Origin of the sequence: uncultured Hyphomicrobium sp. (assembly GCF_902826555.1) — a bacterium.
Lineage (GTDB): Bacteria > Pseudomonadota > Alphaproteobacteria > Rhizobiales > Hyphomicrobiaceae > Hyphomicrobium_C.
Genome location: NZ_CADEFI010000044.1, coordinates 1 through 21,321 on the forward strand (window position 1 = coordinate 1; position 21,321 = coordinate 21,321).

19 protein-coding genes are annotated in these 21,321 nt (G+C 63.7%); 15 read left to right on the plus strand and 4 right to left on the minus strand.

The window, feature by feature from the left end:
- The 7 genes from QZV93_RS15005 to QZV93_RS15035 form a co-directional block, all read left to right on the plus strand.
- Positions 1 to 326 (plus strand): ATP-binding cassette domain-containing protein (locus QZV93_RS15005; protein ID WP_295559436.1); only part of this gene is annotated, 326 nt, incomplete at its 5' end.
- Positions 327 to 487: 161 nt separating this feature from the next.
- Complete coding sequence (phoU, locus tag QZV93_RS15010; RefSeq protein WP_295559437.1) at positions 488 to 1,198, plus strand: phosphate signaling complex protein PhoU; 711 nt, start codon at positions 488 to 490, stop codon at positions 1,196 to 1,198.
- A gap of 30 nt (positions 1,199 to 1,228) precedes the next feature.
- Positions 1,229 to 1,924 carry a phosphate regulon transcriptional regulator PhoB gene (phoB, locus tag QZV93_RS15015; protein WP_295559438.1) on the plus strand — a complete coding sequence of 232 codons (696 nt, stop codon included), beginning with the start codon at positions 1,229 to 1,231 and terminating at the stop codon, positions 1,922 to 1,924.
- A gap of 287 nt (positions 1,925 to 2,211) precedes the next feature.
- Positions 2,212 to 4,545, plus strand: coding sequence for a hypothetical protein (locus tag QZV93_RS15020; protein WP_295559439.1), 2,334 nt, complete (start codon positions 2,212 to 2,214; stop codon positions 4,543 to 4,545).
- Between the two features lie 142 nt (positions 4,546 to 4,687).
- On the plus strand, positions 4,688 to 5,245 hold the full coding sequence (locus tag QZV93_RS15025; protein WP_295559440.1) for a hypothetical protein: 558 nt from the start codon (positions 4,688 to 4,690) through the stop codon (positions 5,243 to 5,245).
- Between the two features lie 186 nt (positions 5,246 to 5,431).
- Complete coding sequence (locus tag QZV93_RS15030) at positions 5,432 to 6,211, plus strand: succinate dehydrogenase iron-sulfur subunit (RefSeq protein WP_295559462.1); 780 nt, start codon at positions 5,432 to 5,434, stop codon at positions 6,209 to 6,211.
- A gap of 101 nt (positions 6,212 to 6,312) precedes the next feature.
- Positions 6,313 to 6,705 (plus strand): VOC family protein, encoded by a 393-nt coding sequence (locus QZV93_RS15035; protein WP_295559441.1) that lies wholly within the window; start codon positions 6,313 to 6,315, stop codon positions 6,703 to 6,705.
- 156 nt (positions 6,706 to 6,861) lie between these two features.
- Here the strand turns inward: QZV93_RS15035 and QZV93_RS15040 are convergent, their stop codons facing one another.
- On the minus strand, positions 6,862 to 7,008 hold the full coding sequence (locus tag QZV93_RS15040; RefSeq protein ID WP_295559442.1) for a hypothetical protein: 147 nt from the start codon (positions 7,006 to 7,008) through the stop codon (positions 6,862 to 6,864).
- Positions 7,009 to 7,300: 292 nt separating this feature from the next.
- On the minus strand, positions 7,301 to 7,876 hold the full coding sequence (locus QZV93_RS15045) for a GNAT family N-acetyltransferase (RefSeq protein ID WP_295559443.1): 576 nt from the start codon (positions 7,874 to 7,876) through the stop codon (positions 7,301 to 7,303).
- A 344-nt stretch (positions 7,877 to 8,220) separates the two neighbouring features.
- Here QZV93_RS15045 and zapE point away from each other — a divergent pair, with 344 nt between their 5' ends.
- The 7 genes from zapE (at position 8,221) to lpdA (ending at position 18,703) form a co-directional block, all read left to right on the plus strand.
- On the plus strand, positions 8,221 to 9,330 hold the full coding sequence (gene zapE / locus QZV93_RS15050; RefSeq protein ID WP_295559444.1) for a cell division protein ZapE: 1,110 nt from the start codon (positions 8,221 to 8,223) through the stop codon (positions 9,328 to 9,330).
- 255 nt (positions 9,331 to 9,585) lie between these two features.
- Entirely contained in the window at positions 9,586 to 10,551 is a 966-nt protein-coding gene (mdh, locus tag QZV93_RS15055; protein WP_295559445.1) for a malate dehydrogenase, read from the plus strand.
- Between the two features lie 137 nt (positions 10,552 to 10,688).
- Positions 10,689 to 11,888 carry an ADP-forming succinate--CoA ligase subunit beta gene (gene sucC / locus QZV93_RS15060; protein ID WP_295559446.1) on the plus strand — a complete coding sequence of 400 codons (1,200 nt, stop codon included), beginning with the start codon at positions 10,689 to 10,691 and terminating at the stop codon, positions 11,886 to 11,888.
- Positions 11,889 to 11,948: 60 nt separating this feature from the next.
- Complete coding sequence (gene sucD, locus QZV93_RS15065; protein ID WP_295559447.1) at positions 11,949 to 12,848, plus strand: succinate--CoA ligase subunit alpha; 900 nt, start codon at positions 11,949 to 11,951, stop codon at positions 12,846 to 12,848.
- Positions 12,849 to 12,954: 106 nt separating this feature from the next.
- Complete coding sequence (locus tag QZV93_RS15070; RefSeq protein ID WP_295559448.1) at positions 12,955 to 15,918, plus strand: 2-oxoglutarate dehydrogenase E1 component; 2,964 nt, start codon at positions 12,955 to 12,957, stop codon at positions 15,916 to 15,918.
- Positions 15,919 to 15,971: 53 nt separating this feature from the next.
- On the plus strand, positions 15,972 to 17,258 hold the full coding sequence (odhB, locus tag QZV93_RS15075; RefSeq protein WP_295559449.1) for a 2-oxoglutarate dehydrogenase complex dihydrolipoyllysine-residue succinyltransferase: 1,287 nt from the start codon (positions 15,972 to 15,974) through the stop codon (positions 17,256 to 17,258).
- A 41-nt stretch (positions 17,259 to 17,299) separates the two neighbouring features.
- Positions 17,300 to 18,703, plus strand: a complete 1,404-nt coding sequence (gene lpdA / locus QZV93_RS15080) for a dihydrolipoyl dehydrogenase (RefSeq protein WP_295559450.1) — start codon at positions 17,300 to 17,302, stop codon at positions 18,701 to 18,703.
- A gap of 13 nt (positions 18,704 to 18,716) precedes the next feature.
- Here lpdA and QZV93_RS15085 read toward each other — a convergent pair whose 3' ends face one another.
- On the minus strand, positions 18,717 to 19,679 hold the full coding sequence (locus tag QZV93_RS15085) for a tyrosine recombinase XerC (RefSeq protein WP_295559451.1): 963 nt from the start codon (positions 19,677 to 19,679) through the stop codon (positions 18,717 to 18,719).
- A gap of 449 nt (positions 19,680 to 20,128) precedes the next feature.
- Between QZV93_RS15085 and QZV93_RS15090 the strand changes: the two genes are divergently transcribed.
- Complete coding sequence (locus QZV93_RS15090; protein WP_295559452.1) at positions 20,129 to 20,455, plus strand: HU family DNA-binding protein; 327 nt, start codon at positions 20,129 to 20,131, stop codon at positions 20,453 to 20,455.
- A 179-nt stretch (positions 20,456 to 20,634) separates the two neighbouring features.
- On the opposite strand, the gene fsa is transcribed toward QZV93_RS15090, so the two are convergent.
- Positions 20,635 to 21,288 (minus strand): fructose-6-phosphate aldolase, encoded by a 654-nt coding sequence (fsa, locus tag QZV93_RS15095; RefSeq protein WP_295559453.1) that lies wholly within the window; start codon positions 21,286 to 21,288, stop codon positions 20,635 to 20,637.
- Positions 21,289 to 21,321 lie beyond the last annotated feature (33 nt).

Genomic DNA, 21,321 nt, shown 5'->3' on the forward strand with positions numbered 1-21,321 from the left:
CCGGCACCGGCCTTTCCGGCGGTCAGCAGCAGCGCCTTTGCATCGCGCGCGCGGTGGCCGTCAGCCCTGAGGTCATTCTGATGGACGAGCCTTGCTCGGCTCTCGATCCGATCGCGACCGCGAAGGTCGAGGAGCTGATCGACGAACTGAAGAAGAATTTCTGCATCATCATCGTCACTCACTCGATGCAGCAGGCCGCGCGCGTTTCGCAGCGTACCGCGTTCTTCCATCTCGGTGTTCTCGTCGAGGAAGGTGCGACCAACGACATCTTCACCAATCCCAAGGACCAGCGCACGCAGGACTACATCACAGGCCGCTTCGGCTAGATGCTCGGGGCCAGGAAGAACGTCCGATGACGACAGACCGGAAACCACTGTTGGCCGGCTTCATGCCGTGGCGGGCTGCTCGCCCGGCGCCCAAGCCCGCGCTTCAATCCGCGCCGACCGATACTGCCGTGGCCGAACGGCCCAAAGGAGAACCAGAGATTATGAACGAGCACATTGTCAAATCCTATGAGGAAGAGCTGGCGCTCCTCGATAGGAAGATCGCGCAGATGGGCGGTCTTGCCGAGCACATTCTCGGTCAATCGTTCGATGCGCTCGAGCGCCGCGATCCACGGCTCGCCGAGCAGGTGGTGAAAGACGACAAGCAGATCGACCAGCTCGAGCGGGACATCGAGGAGCAGGTGATCTCCATGATCGCCCGCCGTCAGCCGCTCGCCGACGACCTGAGGCACGTGATGGCGGCGCTGCGTATCACGGGCGATCTCGAGCGTATCGGTGATCTCGCGAAGAACATCGCCAAGCGCGCGCTGGCGATCGCGCATGAATCGCATCCGAAGCCGCTGATGACCGGTCTCAGGCACATGTGCGAGCTTGCCCTTTCGCAGCTCAAGGACGTGCTCGATGCCTACGCGGCGCGCAACGCGGATCGGGCGCTCTCCGTGTGGCGCGGGGACGAAAACATCGATTCGATGTACAATTCACTGTTTCGCGAGCTTCTTACCTACATGATGGAAGATCCGCGTAACATCGGCCTTTCGACTCATCTCCTGTTCGGTGCCAAGAACATCGAGCGCGTCGGCGACCACACGACGAACATCGCGGAGACGATCCACTTCCTGGTCAAAGGCGTAAACATCTCGGACGATCGGCCGAAGAGCGACGAAACCAGCTCCACGCTGTTCTCGAAGGGCTGAGGCGCGATCCATTGACATGAGCGACGAACGATGACGGCAAAGATTCTTCTCATCGAGGACGAGGCACCTCTCGCAGAAATGCTGCGCTACAATCTCGAGGCCGAGGGTTTCCGCGTCTCTCACGCCGAGAACGGCGAGGAGGCGGAAATTCTCGTTGCGGAGGAGAAGCCGGACCTGCTGGTGCTCGATTGGATGCTGCCGGGCGTCTCCGGTATCGAGATCTGCCGGCGCATGCGGGCGCGGATGGAAACCAAGTCCATTCCCATCGTCATGCTGACCGCTCGTGGAGAAGAGGGCGACCGAATCCGCGGTCTCTCGACCGGTGCCGACGACTATGTGGTGAAGCCGTTCTCGCTTCCCGAGCTGATGGCGCGCGTGAAGGCGATCCTCAGGCGCGCGTCGCCGGATCGCATGGCTGACGTGCTGCGCTTTGCCGATATCGAACTCGACCGGCCTGCGCACAAGGTGACGCGGGGGCTGCGCGAAGTGCATCTCGGGCCCACGGAGTTCCGCCTCCTCGAGTTCCTGATGGAAAGCCCGGGTCGCGTGTTGTCGCGTGCACAGCTCCTCGATGGCGTGTGGGGCCGTGACGCCTATGTCGACGAGCGTACAGTGGACGTGCACGTCGGGCGGCTGCGCAAGGCACTGATCCGCGGCAAGGAGCGTGATCCGATCCGCACCGTGCGCGGCTCCGGATACGTGTTCGGCGAGCGCAGCGTCGGCTAATCCTGGTGCTCGGAAATCGCGTCACCGGCATTCGGCGTGTCGCCGAAAAGGTCGTTTGCCGCCATTCGGCCCCACTCGCGACAAAAACCGAATTTAGTCCTAACGCGGATCACGAGATGCCGGGGGCTGATCGGCACTTTCGCGTATTGGGCTTGCTGAGCGACCGTTGAGAGTCGCCGACACGCCTCAGGTAGGACAGGTCGGCACCCATGCTGTACGCGCCGGATTCGGGGCGTTCGCGCAGTCTATTCGCGCGCACTTTCAAACTTGGTTTGGTTCCAGATGCGGTGGGCGAGCCTGATTTTTCGCAGCCCCGCGATCTCAAAAAACTCATTCTGATCATCGGTCTCGGCACGCTCTCGTGGGTGGCGACCTACGTCGGCATGCTGGAGCTGATCGAGGCCAACATGGGGGATCTGCCGCTCACCCACAAAGTGATCGTCGGCTTCTCGGTCGCCATGCTGATGACCATGATCATCTGGCTCCTGGACCAGATGTTCTCTCCCATCGGCGCCATGACGCGCCTCGCCTATTTCGCGGGCTACGTCTTTCTCAGCCTCATCTCGGTCGGCTTCGGCTTCGGCTTTTATTGGAAGGTGCTGGAAAGCCGTGCGGAAAGCTCGCGCTCGGCGGAGCTCGCGGTCACCGGTGTGCAGTCCTCGCTCAATGCGGCCTCGACGCGCCTCGAACAACTCAACGCAACTCTGGTGCAGCTCGCCACGGTGTCGCGCGCGAAAGCCGAGACGGAGCGCACCAAGGGCACGTCATGTCCCAACAGCAAGCCGGGCGACGGCCCGCGGCGCCGGATGCGCGACGAGGATGCCTCCCGCTTCTCGTTCGCATCCGAGTTCGTCGCGGGCCGTGTGGCGGCCGTGAAGACGGATATGGCGGCGCTGGACGGCGACCTCGCCAAGATCGCGGGGAAGGACCCCTCGATCATCGATCCCAAGTCCGGGACGCGGAACGACTTCATGAAGGCGCTCGGACGCAAGCTCGACATGACGGTATCCGGGTTCAACGCCCTTAGAACCGATCCGCAGCTCAAGCAGTTGCGCCAGGATCTCTCGGATCGCGCCGAGCGGACGACGTTCGGGGATCCCAAGAGTGGCGGCTTCGTCTGTCCGGATGCCGAGCTCACGCAGGCGCTGCGTGGCGCCGTGCGTGCCATCGGGGAGCTGCCCGTGCTCGAGACACCGGCGATTGCGGCCGTCGAGGGGTCGGAGGCGACCATCGAAGCGTTCCGTCGTTTGACGGCGACCTTCTACGGCCTGCTCGCCTTCGAGCTGCCGCCGTCGGCGGAGGAGCTGCGGGACCTCCAGAAGAAGGCGATCCAGTCGGTGGAAGGGGGACATGCCGCAAAGCTCGGCACCGAGGGCGGCGGCCTTTCCAAGCGCGACTATGTCCCCCTGGCGGTCGCCATCTTCGTCGACATCTGCCTCTTTCTGGTTTCGATCGGGCGGCCCGTGCACGGGCTCAACGGCTTGCTGCCGAAAATGCGCGAGGCCGAGCGTGGGCCCATGATCGAAATCCTGTCCCGGTTCAACGACATTCACCGGGATCCCGAGATCCGCGAGAGCTTCGAACTGTTCCGGCACGTGGTGTTCGATATCCATGGGCACTACTATGTGGCGGTGCCGCTCGATGCGCCGCACTCCGCGTCGCCGGAGCGGCGCGAAGAGTTGCGCACGGAAGCCCAGCTGCTTGCCAACCTGTTCACGAGCTTCGAAAAGGACCGAATTTTCAGCCGTACCTGGACTCCCTTTGCGGGTGCCGTGCGTAAGAAGCTGGCCAAGCAGGGGTCGAAGTTCGCGAACGCGGAGGCGTTCCGGGTCTACAAGTTTCGCGATGGCGCATGGTCGGAGATGATCCTCGGAGCGGTGATGGGCGCGGCCCGTCGCGCCGAGGCGGCGGCTCACCGGGAGCGGATTGCGCGCGACCTCCTCAACCCGGTCGAACCGTCTCTCGGTTCGATGGCACCCCTTTCCCGCCGTCACCCGAGGACCGGTACGGTAGCGGACGATGCGGACGCTCCGAACGAAGCCCCATCCGCGCCGGGTCGCCCCTGGACGACCGGGATGGACACGGGGCCGCAAGCGACGTGGACCTCGCACCGCTATCGGCACGTGAAGACGGGATCGCTGGCGTCGGACGTTTTCGGTCCCTATGCGCGAAGCGCGGAGGCCGAGCTGAGTGCCGAGTTTTCAGACGACGACACCGAGGATCCGGTTGCGCCTGCAAACTCGAATACCGCGCCTGCCGGCCCGGTCGAGGCGGCCGTCCCCGGCGAGCCGCGTGTCGATGTGGTGCTCAAGCGGGAGACCGCGACCGTGTCGTTGCCGCTCGAAGCCGCGCAGGATCGCGACGGGCTGATCGGGCGCCTCGGTCAGGCACTCTCCGGGCAAGCTTCGACTGCAATGGTCGAGGAGACTAACAAAAATTCTTCGGGCCGCCTTTCGCTCGCCACGTCCGAGGGCCAGCGTCCTTCTCCGGCCGCTGTTTTCGAGGGTGCCGACGATGTCACGCGGTTTGAAGATGTTATTGATGAAAGCTCAACTGATCTCGCAGATGCCGACGCGGCAATCATGGCCGGGCGGCTGCGTCCCGTGCGTGGAGGGGCTTAGTTCGACGCTTCGCCGAGCAACACTTGCTTAACCGTCTTGGCGCCTAAATAGCCTCCGCAACTTCACGACGGGACCGGGCTTGCCTGCTCCCTACCAAGGAAAGACCCGAATGCGCTTCTCTCCAAACGCTCGACCGAATGTGATGGCTAGGGAGGAGAAGGAAGCGCGGATCAAGGCATTCATCGCGAATCACATGGACGCCCACCGGGCATCCGGCGTGGGGGCTGGCATCACCGCCTATCGCCTTCTCGCGCTCTCTGCCGAGAGCCCCGTGGCCTGCGCCGTGCGAGACCTGATGCCGGACCTTTCGGCAGCCGGGATCCAAGTCGAAGCCTTGCTCCTGCGCCGCTCGGGGACGGTCAAACTCGACGGTGCAGACTGTCGCTTCGTCACCGATCTGCGTCTTCTCGACGCCCACGAGCAGCTGGTTCTCGACCGTGCAACGGCATGGATCGGAGACTGCATGCGGCGCGACCCCTTGAAGCGCGACGCTTACGAGCTTTATTCCGACAGCCCGGTGACGGCCGGACATGCGGCCCGCTCCTTCGCCCAGATCTGGCGCGCGGCCGGCCCATGCGGCAGTCTCGCGTCGTCGGAGCGCAAGTGGACAGGGCTGCGTCAGGCGACGCTGTTCGATCCGTCGCTACTGGCCGGCGCCGAGGCTTTGGCCTCGCCGGTCCCGCTTCCGTTCCGGCACTGAGATCCATCGACTTTGGTCGCGTACTTCGCTGCCACGCGGGCAAACACCGCATGGCAGCCGGAATGGCTTGCCGTTGACAGCCCCCGCGCGCGGTTTCATGACATGAGGTCTGAAGCGCGACCCGTCCCGATGGCGATCGCTCTCCAGGCATTGTTCTTCTCTCTGACCCGCGAGGCTCGGCGCTCCATGGTGCAGCTCACGCTTCCCAAGAATTCGAAGATCAAGCCGGGCAAGACGTGGAATGCTCCCGATATCTCGGGCAAATGGCGAGAGTTTCGGATCTACCGCTGGAATCCGGATGACGCAGAGAATCCCCGCATCGACACCTATTGGGTGAACGAGGAGCAGTGCGGGCCGATGGTGCTCGACGCTCTGATCAAGATCAAAAACGAGATCGACCCCACCCTGACCTTCCGCCGCTCCTGCCGGGAGGGCATCTGCGGGTCGTGTGCCATGAACATCGACGGTACCAACGATCTCGCGTGCCTCAAGGGGCTCGACGAGGTCAAGGGGCCGGTCAAGGTCTACCCGCTGCCGCACATGAAGGTCGTCAAGGACCTGGTGCCGGACCTCACGAACTTCTACGCGCAGCATCGCTCGATCGAGCCGTGGCTGCAGACGGAGACCGCAGCTCCGCCCAAGGAGTGGAAGCAATCGCGCGAGGACCGGGCCAAGCTGGACGGCCTCTACGAGTGCATCCTGTGCGCCTGCTGCTCGACCTCCTGCCCGAGCTATTGGTGGAACTCGGACCGCTATCTGGGGCCGGCGGCGCTGCTGCAGGCCTACCGCTGGGTCATCGACAGCCGTGACGAGGCGACCGGCGACCGGCTCGACAATCTCGAGGATCCTTTCCGGCTCTACCGTTGCCATACCATCATGAACTGCGCCAAGGCCTGCCCCAAGGGCCTGAGCCCGGCCAAGGCGATTGCCGAGCTCAAAAAGCTCATGGTGCAGCGGCGAGTCTAGCTCGAGCTGCCGGAGCGGCGCGTATCAGGCTAGATTGGCCGGCGGGCGCGAAGCGCGACGAGCCGCGCCTTGCCGTAGGTCCAAGAAAAGGAGTGCTCTGCGTGCTGGATCACATCGGTCTTCCGGTTTCCGACTACGAGCGATCCAAGGCGTTTTACACCGCCGTGCTGGCGACGCTCGGCATCCGGCTTTTGATGGAAAGGGATCTGTCGGACGACGACGGCCCGGCGGGCTACGCGGGTTTCGGCGCTGAGCGTCCGCAGTTCTGGATCGGGACGGGCAAGCCGTTCACGGGACGGCTGCATGTAGCCTTTGCAGCGGTGGACCGGGCGCAGGTGCGTGCGTTTTACGAAGCGGCGATTGCGGCCGGAGCGAAGGATAACGGGTCGCCGGGGCTTCGCCCCCATTATCACGCCAATTATTACGGGGCCTTTGTCATTGATCCCGACGGCCATAACGTCGAAGCGGTGAGCCATCTGCCCGAAGAGGAATGACGGTTTTTCACCGGGGCCCGCATTTCGAGTTCCAGAAACAACAAGACCGATGGCGCGTCTCGCTGCCATCGGTCTTCAAGTTGGAATTCCTTCCAAGAAACCCCGCCAATGCCCGCCCTGTTGCCCAGACAGGAGCGGGAAAGGCAGGCCGCGTAATTAGGCGGCGCGGCGCTTCTTGGCAGCCGGCTTGCGAGCGGCCGGCTTGCGAGCAGCCGTCTTGCGAGCGGCGGGCTTCGCAGCCTTACGAGCAGCCGGCTTCTTTGCCTTGCGAGCCGGAGCCTTCTTCACAGCAGTCTTAGCCATAGTATCTCTCCCTCTAAGTCCGAATCATTTCGGAACAAAAAAATCATGAGCAAGTTCGATGATTTTGTTGACATGCAAAATGGATTCAGCTCGCCGATTTATTGGCATTCGGCAAAAAGTGTTGCGTGAAGTCAACAATTTCGTCCGTATTCAAGACTCTATGGCGATCATTCTCGACTCCGTCTGAGCATGCGGAGATGGAAACGCGATTGGAAATGCGCGCCATCGCACCGCAAAATGAGTCGCGGGATTCGCGGAAACGACTTTGCTCGCGGATCAGGTGCGGATCAGATCAAGCGGCTTTCACCACCCGGCGCTGAAGGTCCAGGACCGCCATCATGAACCCGACGCGGTCCTCGACGGCCTCGGCCAGCAGCGAGAAGTAGTTCGGTTCCTGCGGAACGATCTCGCCGATCACCTCGCCCAGCTCGAAGCGCAGGTCGGCCTCGTGTTTGCGAGCGATGGCCTGCATTTTCGCGTTGGATGCAAGGCAGCTCATATAAAGTAGGTTCACGCCGCGATTGCGTGCCGCCCGGATGACGCGTCCCATCAGCTCCGTGCCGAGCCCGTGGTCCTGGTAGGCCGCTTCCACCGAGAATGCCGCCTCGGCCTCCCGGCCCCAGAGGTCGCCAAGCTTCTTCAGCTCGGCGGCCGCGCGCACTTCGCCGTCCTCGATGTAGGCAAAGACGGTCGAGCCGGCATCGGTCATGTGGCTCGCATAATCCTCGATAAAGGAGTCCGACACGCCGTGCGCAAAGCGCATGGCGCGGCTGGCCTTGTCGAGACGCAGCAGGTGGTCGCGGAACAACATCTGCTCCTGCGGCCACAACTTGCGGAATATGCCGCCCGCACGCGCATACTCACTCATTCTAAGTCCTCCATTTGAACCGTGAGGACGGCGAGCCCTGCCTCCCTCCAGGCGCAGCCCTCCTCCTTCGCGATCCGGCGCTGTGGGGAGACCCCCCCAGCAGCGTTAACGATATAGGGAGCCTTGTGCGCCGCACAATGCGCCAAATAAGTGACGGACCTCAGGGTCTTTTGTCGCTTATTCGATGACGTAGGCATTTCAGCTACGCTGCAGCGCAAAAAACGCGGGGCAGCGTTGTGCGGGACGCAGGCGGCGGTCGAAAATGATCCGGATACTGACCGCCGGTGCAGTCGCAAGTTGCTCCTCTTTCTGTCATTTTGGCATCAGGGTGCTTCGGGGACGGCATGGCGGGATCGGTTCTGGACCACTACGAGCGGCGGGTCGCGCTCGGAGAAATCGAGGCGGACTGGGCGCAACGTGACGCAGCAGGGAACCTCGACCGGCTGGCGCGCGAGCTTGCCGGCTGGCGGGCGCCCGGGCGCGGGCTGCTGGCGTCGCTGTTCCGGCCTCGCACGCCGGCTCCGCGCGGCGTCTATCTCCACGGCGCTGTGGGGCGGGGCAAGACCATGCTGATGGACTTCTTTCACGAGGTGGTTTCGTTCGAGCCCCGGCGCAGGCTTCACTTTCATGAGTTCATGAGCGACGTCCACGATCGCATTCAGCGCGGGCGCGCTACGACCGATGGCGATCCGATCCCGTTCGTTGCAGCTGAAATCGCGGCCGAAGCGGGGCTGTTGTGCTTCGACGAGCTGATGGTGACGGATATCGCCGACGCGATGATCCTGTCGCGGCTGTTCAAGGCGCTGTTCGAACGCAGCGTCGTCATGGTTGCGACATCCAACGCGGCGCCGGACCGCCTTTACTGGAACGGGCTCAACCGGCAGCTCTTCCTGCCGTTCATCGGACTTCTCGAAGACCACATGGACGTGGTGGAGCTCAAGGCGGCGAAGGATTTTCGCCTGGACAAGCTCGCGGGCCGGCAGCTCTATTTCAGCCCCTGCGACGGGCGGGCCAAGGCGGGGCTCGATGAGCATTGGGAGCGGCTGACCGGCCATCATCCCGGGGCGCCGGCCGCGCTCGAGATCAAGGGGCGTCGCGTGGCGGTGCCGCTTGCATCCATGGGGGTTGCCCGCTTTTCGTTCGGGGACCTTTGCGAACAACCGCTTGGGGCGCTGGACTACCTCCATATCGCCCACGCGTTCCATACCATCGTGCTCGAGGGGATTCCGGTGCTCACTCCGGAGCGGCGCAACGCGGCCCGGCGTCTGATCCATCTCGTCGACACGCTCTACGACAACCGCAACTGCCTCATCGTGTCCGCCGAGGCCGAACCCGACCAGCTCTACCCCGACGGAGACGGCGCTCAGCTCTTCGAACGGACCGCCTCACGGCTCATGGAGATGCGCAGCGAGGCCTATCTGGCGCGCAGCCTGGGCTCCGGTGGGCGGGGCTGAAAGCGCAATCAATTCCGGCTCCAAGGCCGCTGCTTCAATACGGGGCAATATGCCGCCTGCTTTAGTCGCAGGGTTGGGCCGATTTCTCGGTCGGGCTTGAGCCCCTACCCGTTTCGTCCTACCAAGTCCGTGTTTCCTCACGCCGGAGGTGAGCCGGCCACGGAGCCATCGGGATCATCACTCACCTCAGCAACGCACCTTAGATAAGCAAATTGGCCCGGTTTCAGGGCCACAGCCTCCAGGGAGAATGACCTTATGGCGCGCACGAAGATCGCGTTGATCGGCGGCGGTATGATCGGTGGAACGCTCGCTCATCTCATCGGCCTCAAGGAGCTTGGCGACGTCGTTATTTTTGACATTGCGGAGGGCTTGCCGCAGGGCAAGGCGCTCGACATCGCCCAGTCCGGCGCCGTGGAAGGTTTCGACTGCAATCTCAAGGGCACCAACGCCTATGCCGACATCGAAGGGGCCAGCGTCTGCATCGTGACGGCAGGCGTGCCGCGCAAGCCGGGCATGAGCCGCGATGACCTGATCGGCATCAACCTCAAGGTCATGGAGCAGGTCGGCGCCGGTATCCGCAAGTATGCGCCCAATTCCTTCGTCATCTGCATCACCAACCCGCTCGACGCCATGGTGTGGGCGCTGCAGAAGTCTTCGGGCCTGCCGCGCAACATGGTGGTCGGTATGGCCGGCGTTCTGGATACGGCCCGCTTCCGCCACTTCCTCGCCGACGAATTCCGGGTTTCCGTGGAGGACGTCGCGGCGTTCGTGCTGGGTGGTCATGGCGACGACATGGTGCCGTTGGTGCGCTACTCGTCGGTGGGAGGCATTCCGTTGCCCGACCTGGTGAAGATGGGCTGGATCCGGCAGGAGCGCCTGGACCAGATCGTCGATCGCACGCGAAAGGGCGGCGGCGAGATCGTGGCGCTGCTCAAGACCGGGTCGGCCTACTACGCGCCCGCCTCGTCGGCGGTGGCGATGGCCGAAAGCTTCCTCAAGGACAAAAAGCGTGTGCTGCCATGCGCCGCGTACCTCAACGGGGAGTACGGTGTTAAAGGACTTTACGTGGGCGTGCCGACCATTATTGGCGAGGGCGGGACGGAGCGCGTGGTGGAGATCGATCTCAACTCCGCCGAGCGCTCGATGCTCATGAAGTCGATCGAATCCGTGAAGGGCCTGGTCGATGCCTGCATCAAGATCAATCCACAGCTCGGGGCCTGACGGGTCCGAGCCGACACCAGCCGACGCGGGGTACGGACGGGTTCTTGTTACTCAAGGTGTGGCCACCCCCTTGGCCACACTTCCCATCTGAGCCGCGTCCCCACCATCGCTCATCCGAGAGGGGCATACGCGCTACCATGAATATCCACGAGCATCAGGCGAAAGAACTTCTCGCCAAGTACGGCGTCGAGACTGGCAAGGGCTTCGCTGCCTTTACGCCGGACGAAGCGGAGAAGGTTGCAGGCGAAATCTCGACGCCGACGATCGTGGTGAAAGCGCAGATCCACGCCGGCGGTCGCGGCAAAGGGCGCTTCAAGGAGGCGGAGGCCGGCGACAAGGGCGGCGTGCGCTTCGCCAAATCGCCGGCGGAAGCACGTCAGCTCGCCGAGCAGATGCTGGGCAAGACGCTCGTCACCGTGCAGACCGGAGCATCGGGGCGCACGGTGCGGCGCATCTACATCCAGGATGCCGTCAACATCGCGCGTGAGCTCTATCTCTCGGCGCTCGTCGATCGTGCAAGCTCTCGGATCGCTTTTATCGCCTCGACCGAAGGCGGCATGGACATCGAGAAAGTCGCGCACGACACGCCCGACAAGATCCTGACCTTGACCGTCGATCCGGCCACGGGGCTGCAGCCGTTCCATTCCCGCAAGATCGCGTTCGCGCTCGGGCTCAAGGGCGACGAGATCAAAGCCTGCGCCAAGCTGATCTCGGGTCTCTACCGGTTCCTCAACGACAAGGACGTGAGCCTGCTCGAGATCAATCCGCTGGTCGTCACCAAGGAAGGCCAGCTCATTGCGCTGGACGCCAAGGTGAGTTTCGACGGAAACGCGATCTTCCGCCATCCCGACATCGCCGCGCTTCGCGACGAGACGGAGGAAGATCCGATGGAGATCGAGGCGGCGAAATACGAGCTTTCCTACGTGAAGCTCGATGGCTCGATCGGGTGCATGGTCAACGGTGCGGGCCTGGCCATGGCGACGATGGACATCATCAAGCTCTACGGCGCGGAGCCTGCGAACTTCCTCGATGTCGGCGGCGGTGCGTCCAAGGAGAAAGTGCAGGCTGCTTTCAAGATCATCCTCTCCGATCCGTCGGTGAAGGGCATCCTGGTCAACATCTTCGGCGGCATCATGCGTTGCGACATCATCGCGGAAGGCATCGTGGCGGCTGCGCGCGAGATGGCCATCACGGTCCCGCTCGTCGTCAGGCTCGAAGGCACCAACGTCGACCTCGGCAAGGAGATCCTAGCCAAGAGCGGGCTCAAGATCGTGCCGGCGGATGATCTTGCGGACGCTGCCGCCAAAATCACGTCGGCGATCAAGGTCGCCGCGTAACATTCTCAATCCGCGGATGCTCCGGCATCCGCACGCATTGCCGAGACAAGAGAAGACACCATGGCCATTCTCGTCGACACGTCCACGGTTACGATCTGCCAGGGCCTTACCGGCAGCCAGGGGACGTTCCATACCAAGCAGGCGCGCAGCTACGGCACGAAGGTGGCGGGCGGCGTGACGCCGGGCAAGGGCGGTACCAAGGCTGCCGATCCCGAACTCGCCGACCTGCCGCTGTTCAACACCGTGATCGAAGCGAAAGCGAAGACGGGCGCCACGGCGACCGCCATCTACGTGCCGCCGCCGTTCGCGGCCGACGCCATTCTCGAAGCCATCGATGCCGAGATGCCGCTCATCGTCTGCATAACGGAGGGCATTCCGGTGCTCGACATGGTGCGCGTCAAGCGGGCGCTCGCCGGCTCCAAGTCGCGCCTTATCGGGCCGAACTGCCCCGGCGTGCTCACGCCCAAGGCCTGCAAAATCGGCATCATGCCGGGCAACATCTTCAAGAAGGGCACGGTCGGCATCGTCTCGCGCTCGGGCACGCTCACCTATGAAGCGGTGAAGCAGACGACGGACGCGGGGCTCGGCCAGTCGACGGCGGTCGGCATCGGCGGCGATCCGGTGAAGGGGACGGAGTTCATCGACGTGCTGGAGCTGTTCCTTGCCGATCCCGATACGCATTCGATCATCATGATCGGCGAGATCGGCGGATCGGCCGAGGAAGAGGCTTCCGCGTTTCTGATCAGCGAAGCCAAGAAGGGCCGAAAGAAGCCGATGGCCGGGTTCATTGCCGGGATGACCGCGCCTCCGGGCCGGCGCATGGGTCACGCGGGTGCGATCATCTCGGGCGGCCAGGGACGTGCCGAGGACAAAGTGGACGCGATGCGCCGTGCGGGGATTGCCATCGCAGACAGCCCCGCATCGCTGGGGACGACACTGACGAAAGTTTTAAAGGGTTGAGCGCGAGCCCATATATAAGAGTGTCATTCTCGGCGCGGAGAATTGCCCAAATCGGGAGAGATGGTCCCTTCATTCTTACACGCCGGACGCAAATGCGGGGTTTCACATGTCGCGACAGGCGCTCAACGAGAAGTTTCTTCGCACTTCCTTTCTGAACGGCGTCAACGCGCCTTACATCGAAGAGCTGCAGAGCCAGTATGAGAAGAATCCTGGCTCTGTCAGCGACGAATGGCGGCTGTTCTTCGAGAGCATGCGGGACGGACGCGGGCAACCGTCGTCCGACAACGGGCATGGGCACGATGGCAACCTCGGCGCCCGTGATCCATCCTGGGCACTCCCGCTCTCGCAACTGCAGGGTGCGCCGACGGAGCTTGTTTCGGCGCTGACCGGCGACTACGGCGAGGTCGAGCGGGGCTTGCGCGACAAGCTGCAGGCCAAGGCCTATGGCGCCGGCTTCGACATCACGCCGGCGGCATCGATCCGCGCCATCCAGGACAGCGTCCGCGCCATCATGCTGATCCGCGCCTACCGCGTGATGGGGCATTTCGCGGCGGATCTCGATCCGCTCGGGCTTGCCGAGCGCAAGGTGCACAAGGAGCTCAAGGCCGAAACGTACGGCTTCACGGACGCCGATCTCGACCGCCCGATCTTCATGGACCGCTATCTGGGACTCGACACGGCGACGATCCGGCAGGTGCTGCGCATTCTCAGGCGCACCTACTGCCGCAAGATCGGCTACCAGTTCATGCACATCACGTCGCCGGCGCAGAAGTCGTGGATCCAGCATCGCATCGAGGGCGACGAGCAGGACATCCGCTTCACGGAAATGGGCAAGAAAGCCATTCTGAGGAAGCTCATCGAAGCGGAGATGTTCGAGCGTTTCGCCGACGTGAAATACACCGGCACGAAGCGGTTCGGTCTCGACGGCGGCGAGGCGATGATTCCGGCGCTGGAGCAGATTATCAAGCGGGGCGGGCAGCTCGGCGTGCGCGAAATCGTCATCGGCATGGCGCACCGCGGACGTCTCAATGTGCTGTCCAACGTCATGGCCAAACCGTTCCGCGCCATCTTCAACGAGTTCAAGGGCGGATCCTGGAAGCCGGATGACGTCGAGGGCTCGGGCGACGTCAAGTACCACCTGGGCGCGTCGTCGGACCGGCAGTTCGACGGCAACAACGTGCATCTGTCGCTGACGGCCAATCCTTCGCACCTCGAGATCGTGGATCCGGTGGTGCTCGGCAAGGTGCGCGCCAAGCAGGACCAGCTCAGGGTCGACTATTCGGATCGCACGCCGGTGCTGCCGCTGTTGCTGCACGGCGATGCGGCGTTTGCCGGCCAGGGCGTGGTGGCAGAGTGCTTCGGGCTTTCGGGCCTCAAGGGGCACCGCACGGGCGGCTCGATCCATTTCATCATCAACAACCAGATCGGTTTCACCACCAATCCGCGTCACTCGCGCTCGTCGCCCTACTGCTCGGATGTGGCGCGTATCGTCGAGGCGCCGATCTTCCACGTGAACGGCGACGATCCCGAGGCGGTGGTGCATGTCGCCAAGATCGCCACCGAGTTCCGGCAGAAGTTCCAGAAGCCGGTCATCATCGACATGTTCTGCTACCGCCGCTTCGGCCACAACGAGGCGGACGAGCCGGCGTTCACGCAGCCCTTGATGTACGATCGCATTCGCAAGCATCCGACTGCGGTCGAGATCTATTCGAAGCAGCTCGTCGAGGAGGGCGTGCTCTCGAACGAGGGCGTCGATACGATGAAGGGCGAGTTCCGCACCTTCCTCGAGGGCGAGCTGGCGGCGGCCGAAGCCTACAAGCCGAACCGGGCCGATTGGCTGGACGGGCGCTGGAGCAGCGTCGGTCTTGCTGACGGAGACGAGCGGCGCGGCAACACCGGGGTTTCGCTCGAGACGCTGCGCGACGTCGGCAAGCGGCTGACGATCGTGCCGTCGGATTTCCATGCCCACAAGACCATCGTGCGCCTGCTCGAGCGGCGGCAGGAGATGATCACCAAGGGCGAGGGGATCGACTGGGCCATGGCCGAGCACCTTGCCTTCGGCACCCTGGTCAACGAGGGCTTCCCGGTGCGCCTCTCGGGACAGGATTGCGAGCGCGGCACCTTCTCGCAGCGCCACTCGGTGCTGATCGACCAGGAGACCGAGCGGCGCTATACGCCGCTTCGGCACGTCTCGCCCAACCAGGCCCGTTTCGAAGTCATCAACTCCATGCTGTCGGAAGAGGCCGTGCTCGGTTTCGAGTACGGATACTCGCTGGCGGAGCCGAATGCGCTGGTCTGCTGGGAGGCGCAATTCGGCGACTTCGCGAACGGCGCGCAGGTGGTCTTCGACCAGTTCATCTCCTCGGGCGAGCGCAAGTGGCTGCGCATGTCGGGGCTCGTATGCCTGCTTCCGCATGGCTACGAGGGACAGGGGCCGGAGCATTCCTCCGCACGGCTGGAGCGCTTTCTGCAGCTTTGCGCCGAGGACAACTGGCAGGTCGCCAATTGCACGACGCCCGCGAATTACTTCCATATCCTCAGGCGGCAGTTGCACCGCAAGTTCCGCAAGCCCTTGATCCTCATGACGCCGAAGTCGCTGCTTCGCCATAAGCGCGTGGTGTCGCGGCTCGACGAGATGGGGCCGGGGACGACGTTCCATCGCGTGCTCTGGGACGATACGTTCCGCAAGGCGGAATCCGAGATCAAGCGCGTCGTGATCTGCTCCGGCAAGGTCTACTACGATCTTGCGGACGCGCGTGATGCGGACGAGCAGTTCGACACCTACATTCTGCGGCTGGAGCAGCTCTATCCGTTCCCGGCGCGTGCTTTGCTCACCGAGCTTGGGCGCTTCCCCAACGCGGAGGTCGTCTGGTGCCAAGAGGAGCCCAAGAACATGGGCTCGTGGACGTTCATCGAGCCGAACATCAATTGGGTGCTCGATCGCCTCAATCCGGCGGGGCGGCGCGTGCGCTATGCGGGCCGGGCTGCGTCTGCCTCTACGGCGACGGGCCTGATGAGCAAGCATATCGCCGAGCAGAAGGCGCTGGTGGCGGACGCGTTGAAGAATTGACGGCCGGACTTTCATGTCCGGCGCAACGACCATGACGAGGAAAGGGCGGAAGAATGATGATCGAGATCCGCGTGCCGACACTCGGCGAGTCGGTGACCGAGGCGACAGTTGGCAAATGGTTGAAGAAGCCAGGTGACGCCGTCAAAGCCGATGAGCCGCTGGTCGAACTCGAGACGGACAAGGTCACCGTCGAGGTTCCGGCTCCCGCGGCAGGCCAGCTCTCGCAGATCCTGGTCGATCAAGGGGCGACGGTTGCCATCGGCACCGTGCTTGGCGCGCTTGCCGATGGGGCCAGTGGCGGACAGGCGCAGGCCAAGTCCGCGCCGGCTCCGGCGCGCGAGGCTCCCGCGCAGCCTTCAAAGTCGGCGCCCCAGGAATTCCGCGCTCCGCCAAGCCCCGCGGCGCGCAAGCATCTTGCGGAAGCGGGGCTTGGGGCCGATGACGTCGCGGGCTCCGGGCGGCGTGGCCAGATCCTGAAAGAGGATGTGGTGGCGGCCGTGGCGCAGGCGGCAGCACGTCCCGCACCTCGGCAAGAGGAGCCGGCTCCCGTTGCCCCCCAACCGGTCCAGGTTCCGGCGGTGTCACGCGGACGCGAGGCTCCGGCGCCCGAGGTTCGCGTGCCGTCCTCGTTGAGCGAAGCCGGCCGCGAGGAGCGTGTGCGCATGACGCGCCTGCGCCAGACCATCGCGCTGCGCCTCAAGGAGGCTCAGAACACGGCGGCCATGCTGACGACGTTCAACGACGTCGACATGAGCGCCGTGATGGCGATGCGGGCGCAGTACAAGGATCTGTTCGAGCGCAGGCACGGCGTGAAGCTCGGCTTCATGGGCTTTTTCGTGAAGGCCTGCATCCAGGCGCTGCGCGAGATTCCGGCCGTCAATGCCGAGATCGACGGCGAGGATATCGTCTTCAAGAACTACTACCATATCGGTGTGGCGGTGGGCACGGACCGCGGTCTCGTGGTGCCGGTGCTGCGCGACGCGGATCGCATGTCGATTGCCGAGATCGAGGGCAAGATCGGCGAGTTCGGCAAACGCGCTCGCGAAGGCAAGCTTTCGATCGCCGAGATGCAGGGCGGGACGTTCACGATCTCCAACGGCGGCGTCTACGGCTCGATGCTGTCGACGCCGATCCTCAATGCGCCGCAAGCCGGTATTCTCGGGATGCACCGCATCGAGGAGCGGCCGGTGGTGAAGAACGGGCAGATCGTCGCCAAGCCGATGATGTACCTCGCGCTCTCCTACGATCATCGCCTGGTCGACGGGAAGGAAGCGGTGACGTTCCTGGTGCGTGTGAAGGAGTGCCTCGAGGATCCGCAGCGGTTCATCCTGGAGCTCTAGCTCGCTCTTGTCCGTCGACGTTCACTGGAGACCTGCCGAAGATGGCTGAACCTTACGACCTCATCGTCATCGGCAGCGGGCCGGGCGGTTATGTGTGCGCGATCCGCGCGGCGCAGCTCGGGCTCAAGACGGCGATCGTCGAGAAGCGCGCGACGTTCGGCGGTACGTGTCTCAACGTGGGCTGCATTCCTTCAAAGGCACTGTTGCATGCCTCCGAACTCTACGACGAAGCCGGTCACGGCTTCGGCCGCATGGGGATCAAGGCTTCGCCCGAACTCGATCTCGGGCGCATGCTGGCGTTCAAGGACGAGGGCGTGAAGGGCAACGTCGATGGCGTGGCGTTCCTGCTCAAGAAGAACAAGATCACTGCGTTTCACGGTACGGGGCGCATTCTCAAGGCCGGCCAGGTCGAGGTGACGGCGGCCGGCGGGGATCGGCAGGTGCTCGATACGCGCGCGATCGTCATCGCCACAGGCTCGGACGTCGCCCGGCTGCCCGGCATCGAGATCGACGAGCAACAGATCGTCTCGTCAACGGGTGCGCTGTCGTTTCCCAAGGTGCCGGAGCGGCTGTTGGTCGTCGGTGCGGGGGTGATCGGACTCGAGCTCGGCTCGGTGTGGCGGCGGCTCGGCTCGTCTGTGATGGTGGTCGAGTTCCTGGATCGTATTCTGCCGGGCATGGATGGCGAGGTGGCGAAGTCGCTCGAGCGCCTGTTCTCGAAGCAGGGGCTGTCGTTCCGGCTTGGGACGAAAGTCGTCGGCGTCACGCGCGGCGAGGGCGGGCTCGAGGTCGCGCTCGAGCCGGCCAAGGGCGGCACGCAGGACCGGGTGGAGGCGGATGCCGTTCTGGTGTCCATTGGACGCGTGCCCTACACGGATGGGCTCGGACTCGACGATGTCGGCGTGCTACGCGACGGGAAGAAGCGCGTGGTCGTCAACGGGCAGTTCCAGACCAATGTCACGGGCATCTATGCCATCGGCGATGTGATCGCGGGGCCGATGCTCGCGCACAAGGCGGAGGATGAAGGGATTGCGGTTGCGGAAATCCTGGCCGGTCAGGCGGGTCACGTGAACCACGACGTGATCCCGAACGTGATCTACACGGCGCCGGAGGTAGCTTCCGTCGGCAAGACGGAAGAGGAGCTCAAGGCCGAGGGCATCGCATACAGCGTCGGCAAGTTTCCATTCACGGCGAACGGGCGGGCAAAGGTCAACAAGACCACCGACGGGTTCGTCAAGGTGCTCGCGGATGCCACGACCGACCGCATTCTCGGCGTGCATATCATCGGTGCCAACGCGAGCGAGCTGATTGCAGAAGCGGCGGTGATCATGGAGTTCGGTGGCTCGGCCGAGGATCTCGCCCGCACCTGCCATGCGCATCCGACGCTGTCTGAAGCGGTGAAGGAAGCTGCGCTTTCGGTCGCCAAGCGCGCCATCCATATGTGAGCCGTCTCGCACGCTAAGCGCGGGGGTGGGCGGTGTCGTAGACCGCGAGGATGCGCTCGCGATCGACCTCGGTGTAGACCTGCGTCGTCGAAAGCGAGGCATGTCCGAGCAGCTCCTGGATCTGGCGCAGGTCGGCGCCTGCGGCCAGGAGATGCGTCGCAAAGGAGTGGCGCAGCGCATGCGGCGTTGCCGTTTCGGGCAGCGCCAACTCGTCCCGCATGCGGGCGATGGCCAGCTGGATCAATCGGGGTGAGAGCGGTCCGCCTTTGGCGCCCACGAAAAGTGGCGCGGCCGGTTCGAGTGGATACGGGCAGAGCGAGAGATAGCGTTCCACCGCGCGCTGAGTGACGGGCAGGATCGGCACAAGCCGCTCCTTGCCGCCTTTGCCGATGATGCGCAGCACGTCGCGGCCGGAGACCGGCGCGTCGCGGCGTGCGAGACCGAGCGCTTCCGAGATGCGCAGGCCGGCACCGTAGAGCAGCAGCATGACGGCGACATCGCGCGCACGGATCCAGTCGTCCTCCGATCCTTCGCTTTCGACGAGGGCCGCGGCCTTGTCGACCGTCAGCGGCTTCGGCAGCGTGTGAGGAATGCGCGGCATGGCAACCTGGGCCAGCGCGCGGTTCGACACGCGGTCCGTCGACTCGAGCCAGCGATAGAAGGTGCGCAGTGCCGATACCGTGCGCGCGAGCGAGCGGCTGGCCGCACCTTCGCGGCGGCGGGCGGACAGGAAGCGGCGGACGGCTTTCACATCGAGATGCGCCAGGTCGGCGAGGCAGGGGGGATGGCCGAGATCGCGCTTCAGAAAGCCCAGAAACTGGCGCAAATCGCGTTCATACGAGCCGAGCGTCGCGGGAGAGAGCCCGCGCTCGTGCTGGAGATGATCGAACCAGGCAGCCGTTGCACGTCCGAGGTCGTCGGCGAGCGGCAGCTCTCCGTCTGCATCGAGCAGGTCGTCGATCGTCTCGCGGGTCATGAGCCTGACAATCCTCGATCGCGCTTGATGCATTGTAAATGATTTGCGCCGTGGCGTGCCGCGCTCTGCGACACTTTAGGTTCTATCGGCTGGCAGCATTCTGCGGCTCATGGGGCGCCTCACAGCTGCGTTTCGTGCGCGGGAACGGCGTTCGCGCCGCGTGATCGCGAATCGATTCGCGTAACGAATCAGCGAGCGAACCGGTGCCTGCGTGCTCATGCGGAGGTGGGGAGTGGTGCTCTTGATGCGCAACTTATGCCCTATTTATCGCTATTTCTGCTCTCCAACGCTTGAGAAGTGAGGCAAAATAGGGCCTGTTGCGCTTGCAAGCGTGACCTAAACTCCAGCATCTACCAAAAAAACGCAGTCTTTCTCGTTCGATAGCCGCGGAAGTTCATTCTTATTGTATGTTTTCGCGGTCATTGATTCTTTTTTCTGGGGAAACTCTCATGGCTAAAGCCGCAACCAAAACCGTCACCAAAGCTGCGCCGAAGGCGCAGAGCACCGTTACGCTCCGTCATCTGGGCGTCGCGCTGTCCGAGTCGCACGATCTTCCGAAGAAGCAGGCCAACGCCGTGCTCGAGGATCTGATCGTGCTGATCACCAAGCACCTCAAGAAGGGCGACCGCATCCGCATCGGCGGGCTCGGCATCCTGCAGGTTCGCAAGCGTCCGGCTCGCATGGGCCGCAACCCGGCAACCGGCGAAGCGATCAAGATCAAGGCCAGCAAGAAAGTTGCTTTCCGCGCGGCCAAGGATCTCAAAGAGCAGATCTAATCCTTTCGCGGGACCGACGATGCACGCTTCGGACATTCGAGGTCCGAAGCGATCCCGGTCCGACGTGTCCGGTGCGGATAAAAAGAAGGCGAGTGGGCCGCTGTCACGTGGCCGCTCGCCTTGTTTTTTTTGGTTGCCGCTCGCGGGAAGCGCGGCGGTATCGAGATGGATATTCGGTGTCAGATCGTCTGGCCGGTCTTCTTCCAATCGGCGACGAACTGCGCGAGGCCGGCATCCGTCAGCGGGTGCTTGACGAGGGCCTTCAGGATCGATGGGGGAATGGTGGCGACGTCGGCGCCGATGAGGGCCGCCTCCTTGACGTGGTTCACGGTGCGGATGGAGGCTGCCAAGATGTCCGTCTCGAGGTCCTGATAGTTGTCGTAGATGGCGCGGATCTCGCGGATCACGTCCATGCCGTTCAAGCCGATGTCGTCCAGGCGGCCGATGAAGGGCGAAACGAAGGTGGCGCCCGCCTTTGCCGCCAGCAAGGCCTGGTTGGCGGAGAAGCAGAGCGTGACGTTGACCATGGTGCCGTCGGAGGTCAGCGTCTTGCAGGCCTTGAGGCCGTCGAGGGTGAGCGGCACCTTGATGGTGACGTTGCGAGCGATCTTACGCAGCACATGAGCTTCGCGCATCATGCCGTCGTAGTCGGTTGCCGCCACCTCGGCAGAAACGGGGCCCGAGACAATGGCGCAGATCTCGGCGATGGTCTCCTTGAAGTCGCGGCCGGATTTTGCGATCAGCGAGGGGTTGGTGGTGACGCCGTCGAGGAGACCGGTTGCGGCCAGGTCCTTGATTTCGCTCACGTCGGCAGTGTCGACAAAAAACTTCATTCTCGGTCCTTTGTGCGCCCCCGGTGGGGCCTC

Bases quoted from the DNA above. Each gene is read 5' to 3' on its own strand.
- QZV93_RS15045 (WP_295559443.1), bottom strand. From the start codon at position 7,876: ATGAGTGAGTATGCGCGTGCGGGCGGCATATTCCGCAAGTTGTGGCCG.
- QZV93_RS15085 (WP_295559451.1), bottom strand. From the start codon at position 19,679: ATGACCCGCGAGACGATCGACGACCTGCTCGATGCAGACGGAGAGCTG.
- mdh (WP_295559445.1), top strand. From the start codon at position 9,586: ATGGCGCGCACGAAGATCGCGTTGATCGGCGGCGGTATGATCGGTGGA.
- lpdA (WP_295559450.1), top strand. From the start codon at position 17,300: ATGGCTGAACCTTACGACCTCATCGTCATCGGCAGCGGGCCGGGCGGT.
- QZV93_RS15070 (WP_295559448.1), top strand. From the start codon at position 12,955: ATGTCGCGACAGGCGCTCAACGAGAAGTTTCTTCGCACTTCCTTTCTG.
- sucC (WP_295559446.1), top strand. From the start codon at position 10,689: ATGAATATCCACGAGCATCAGGCGAAAGAACTTCTCGCCAAGTACGGC.
- QZV93_RS15025 (WP_295559440.1), top strand. From the start codon at position 4,688: ATGGCTAGGGAGGAGAAGGAAGCGCGGATCAAGGCATTCATCGCGAAT.
- QZV93_RS15090 (WP_295559452.1), top strand. From the start codon at position 20,129: ATGGCTAAAGCCGCAACCAAAACCGTCACCAAAGCTGCGCCGAAGGCG.
- QZV93_RS15030 (WP_295559462.1), top strand. From the start codon at position 5,432: ATGGTGCAGCTCACGCTTCCCAAGAATTCGAAGATCAAGCCGGGCAAG.
- phoB (WP_295559438.1), top strand. From the start codon at position 1,229: ATGACGGCAAAGATTCTTCTCATCGAGGACGAGGCACCTCTCGCAGAA.
- sucD (WP_295559447.1), top strand. From the start codon at position 11,949: ATGGCCATTCTCGTCGACACGTCCACGGTTACGATCTGCCAGGGCCTT.
- QZV93_RS15040 (WP_295559442.1), bottom strand. From the start codon at position 7,008: ATGGCTAAGACTGCTGTGAAGAAGGCTCCGGCTCGCAAGGCAAAGAAG.
- phoU (WP_295559437.1), top strand. From the start codon at position 488: ATGAACGAGCACATTGTCAAATCCTATGAGGAAGAGCTGGCGCTCCTC.
- fsa (WP_295559453.1), bottom strand. From the start codon at position 21,288: ATGAAGTTTTTTGTCGACACTGCCGACGTGAGCGAAATCAAGGACCTG.
- zapE (WP_295559444.1), top strand. From the start codon at position 8,221: ATGGCGGGATCGGTTCTGGACCACTACGAGCGGCGGGTCGCGCTCGGA.
- odhB (WP_295559449.1), top strand. From the start codon at position 15,972: ATGATGATCGAGATCCGCGTGCCGACACTCGGCGAGTCGGTGACCGAG.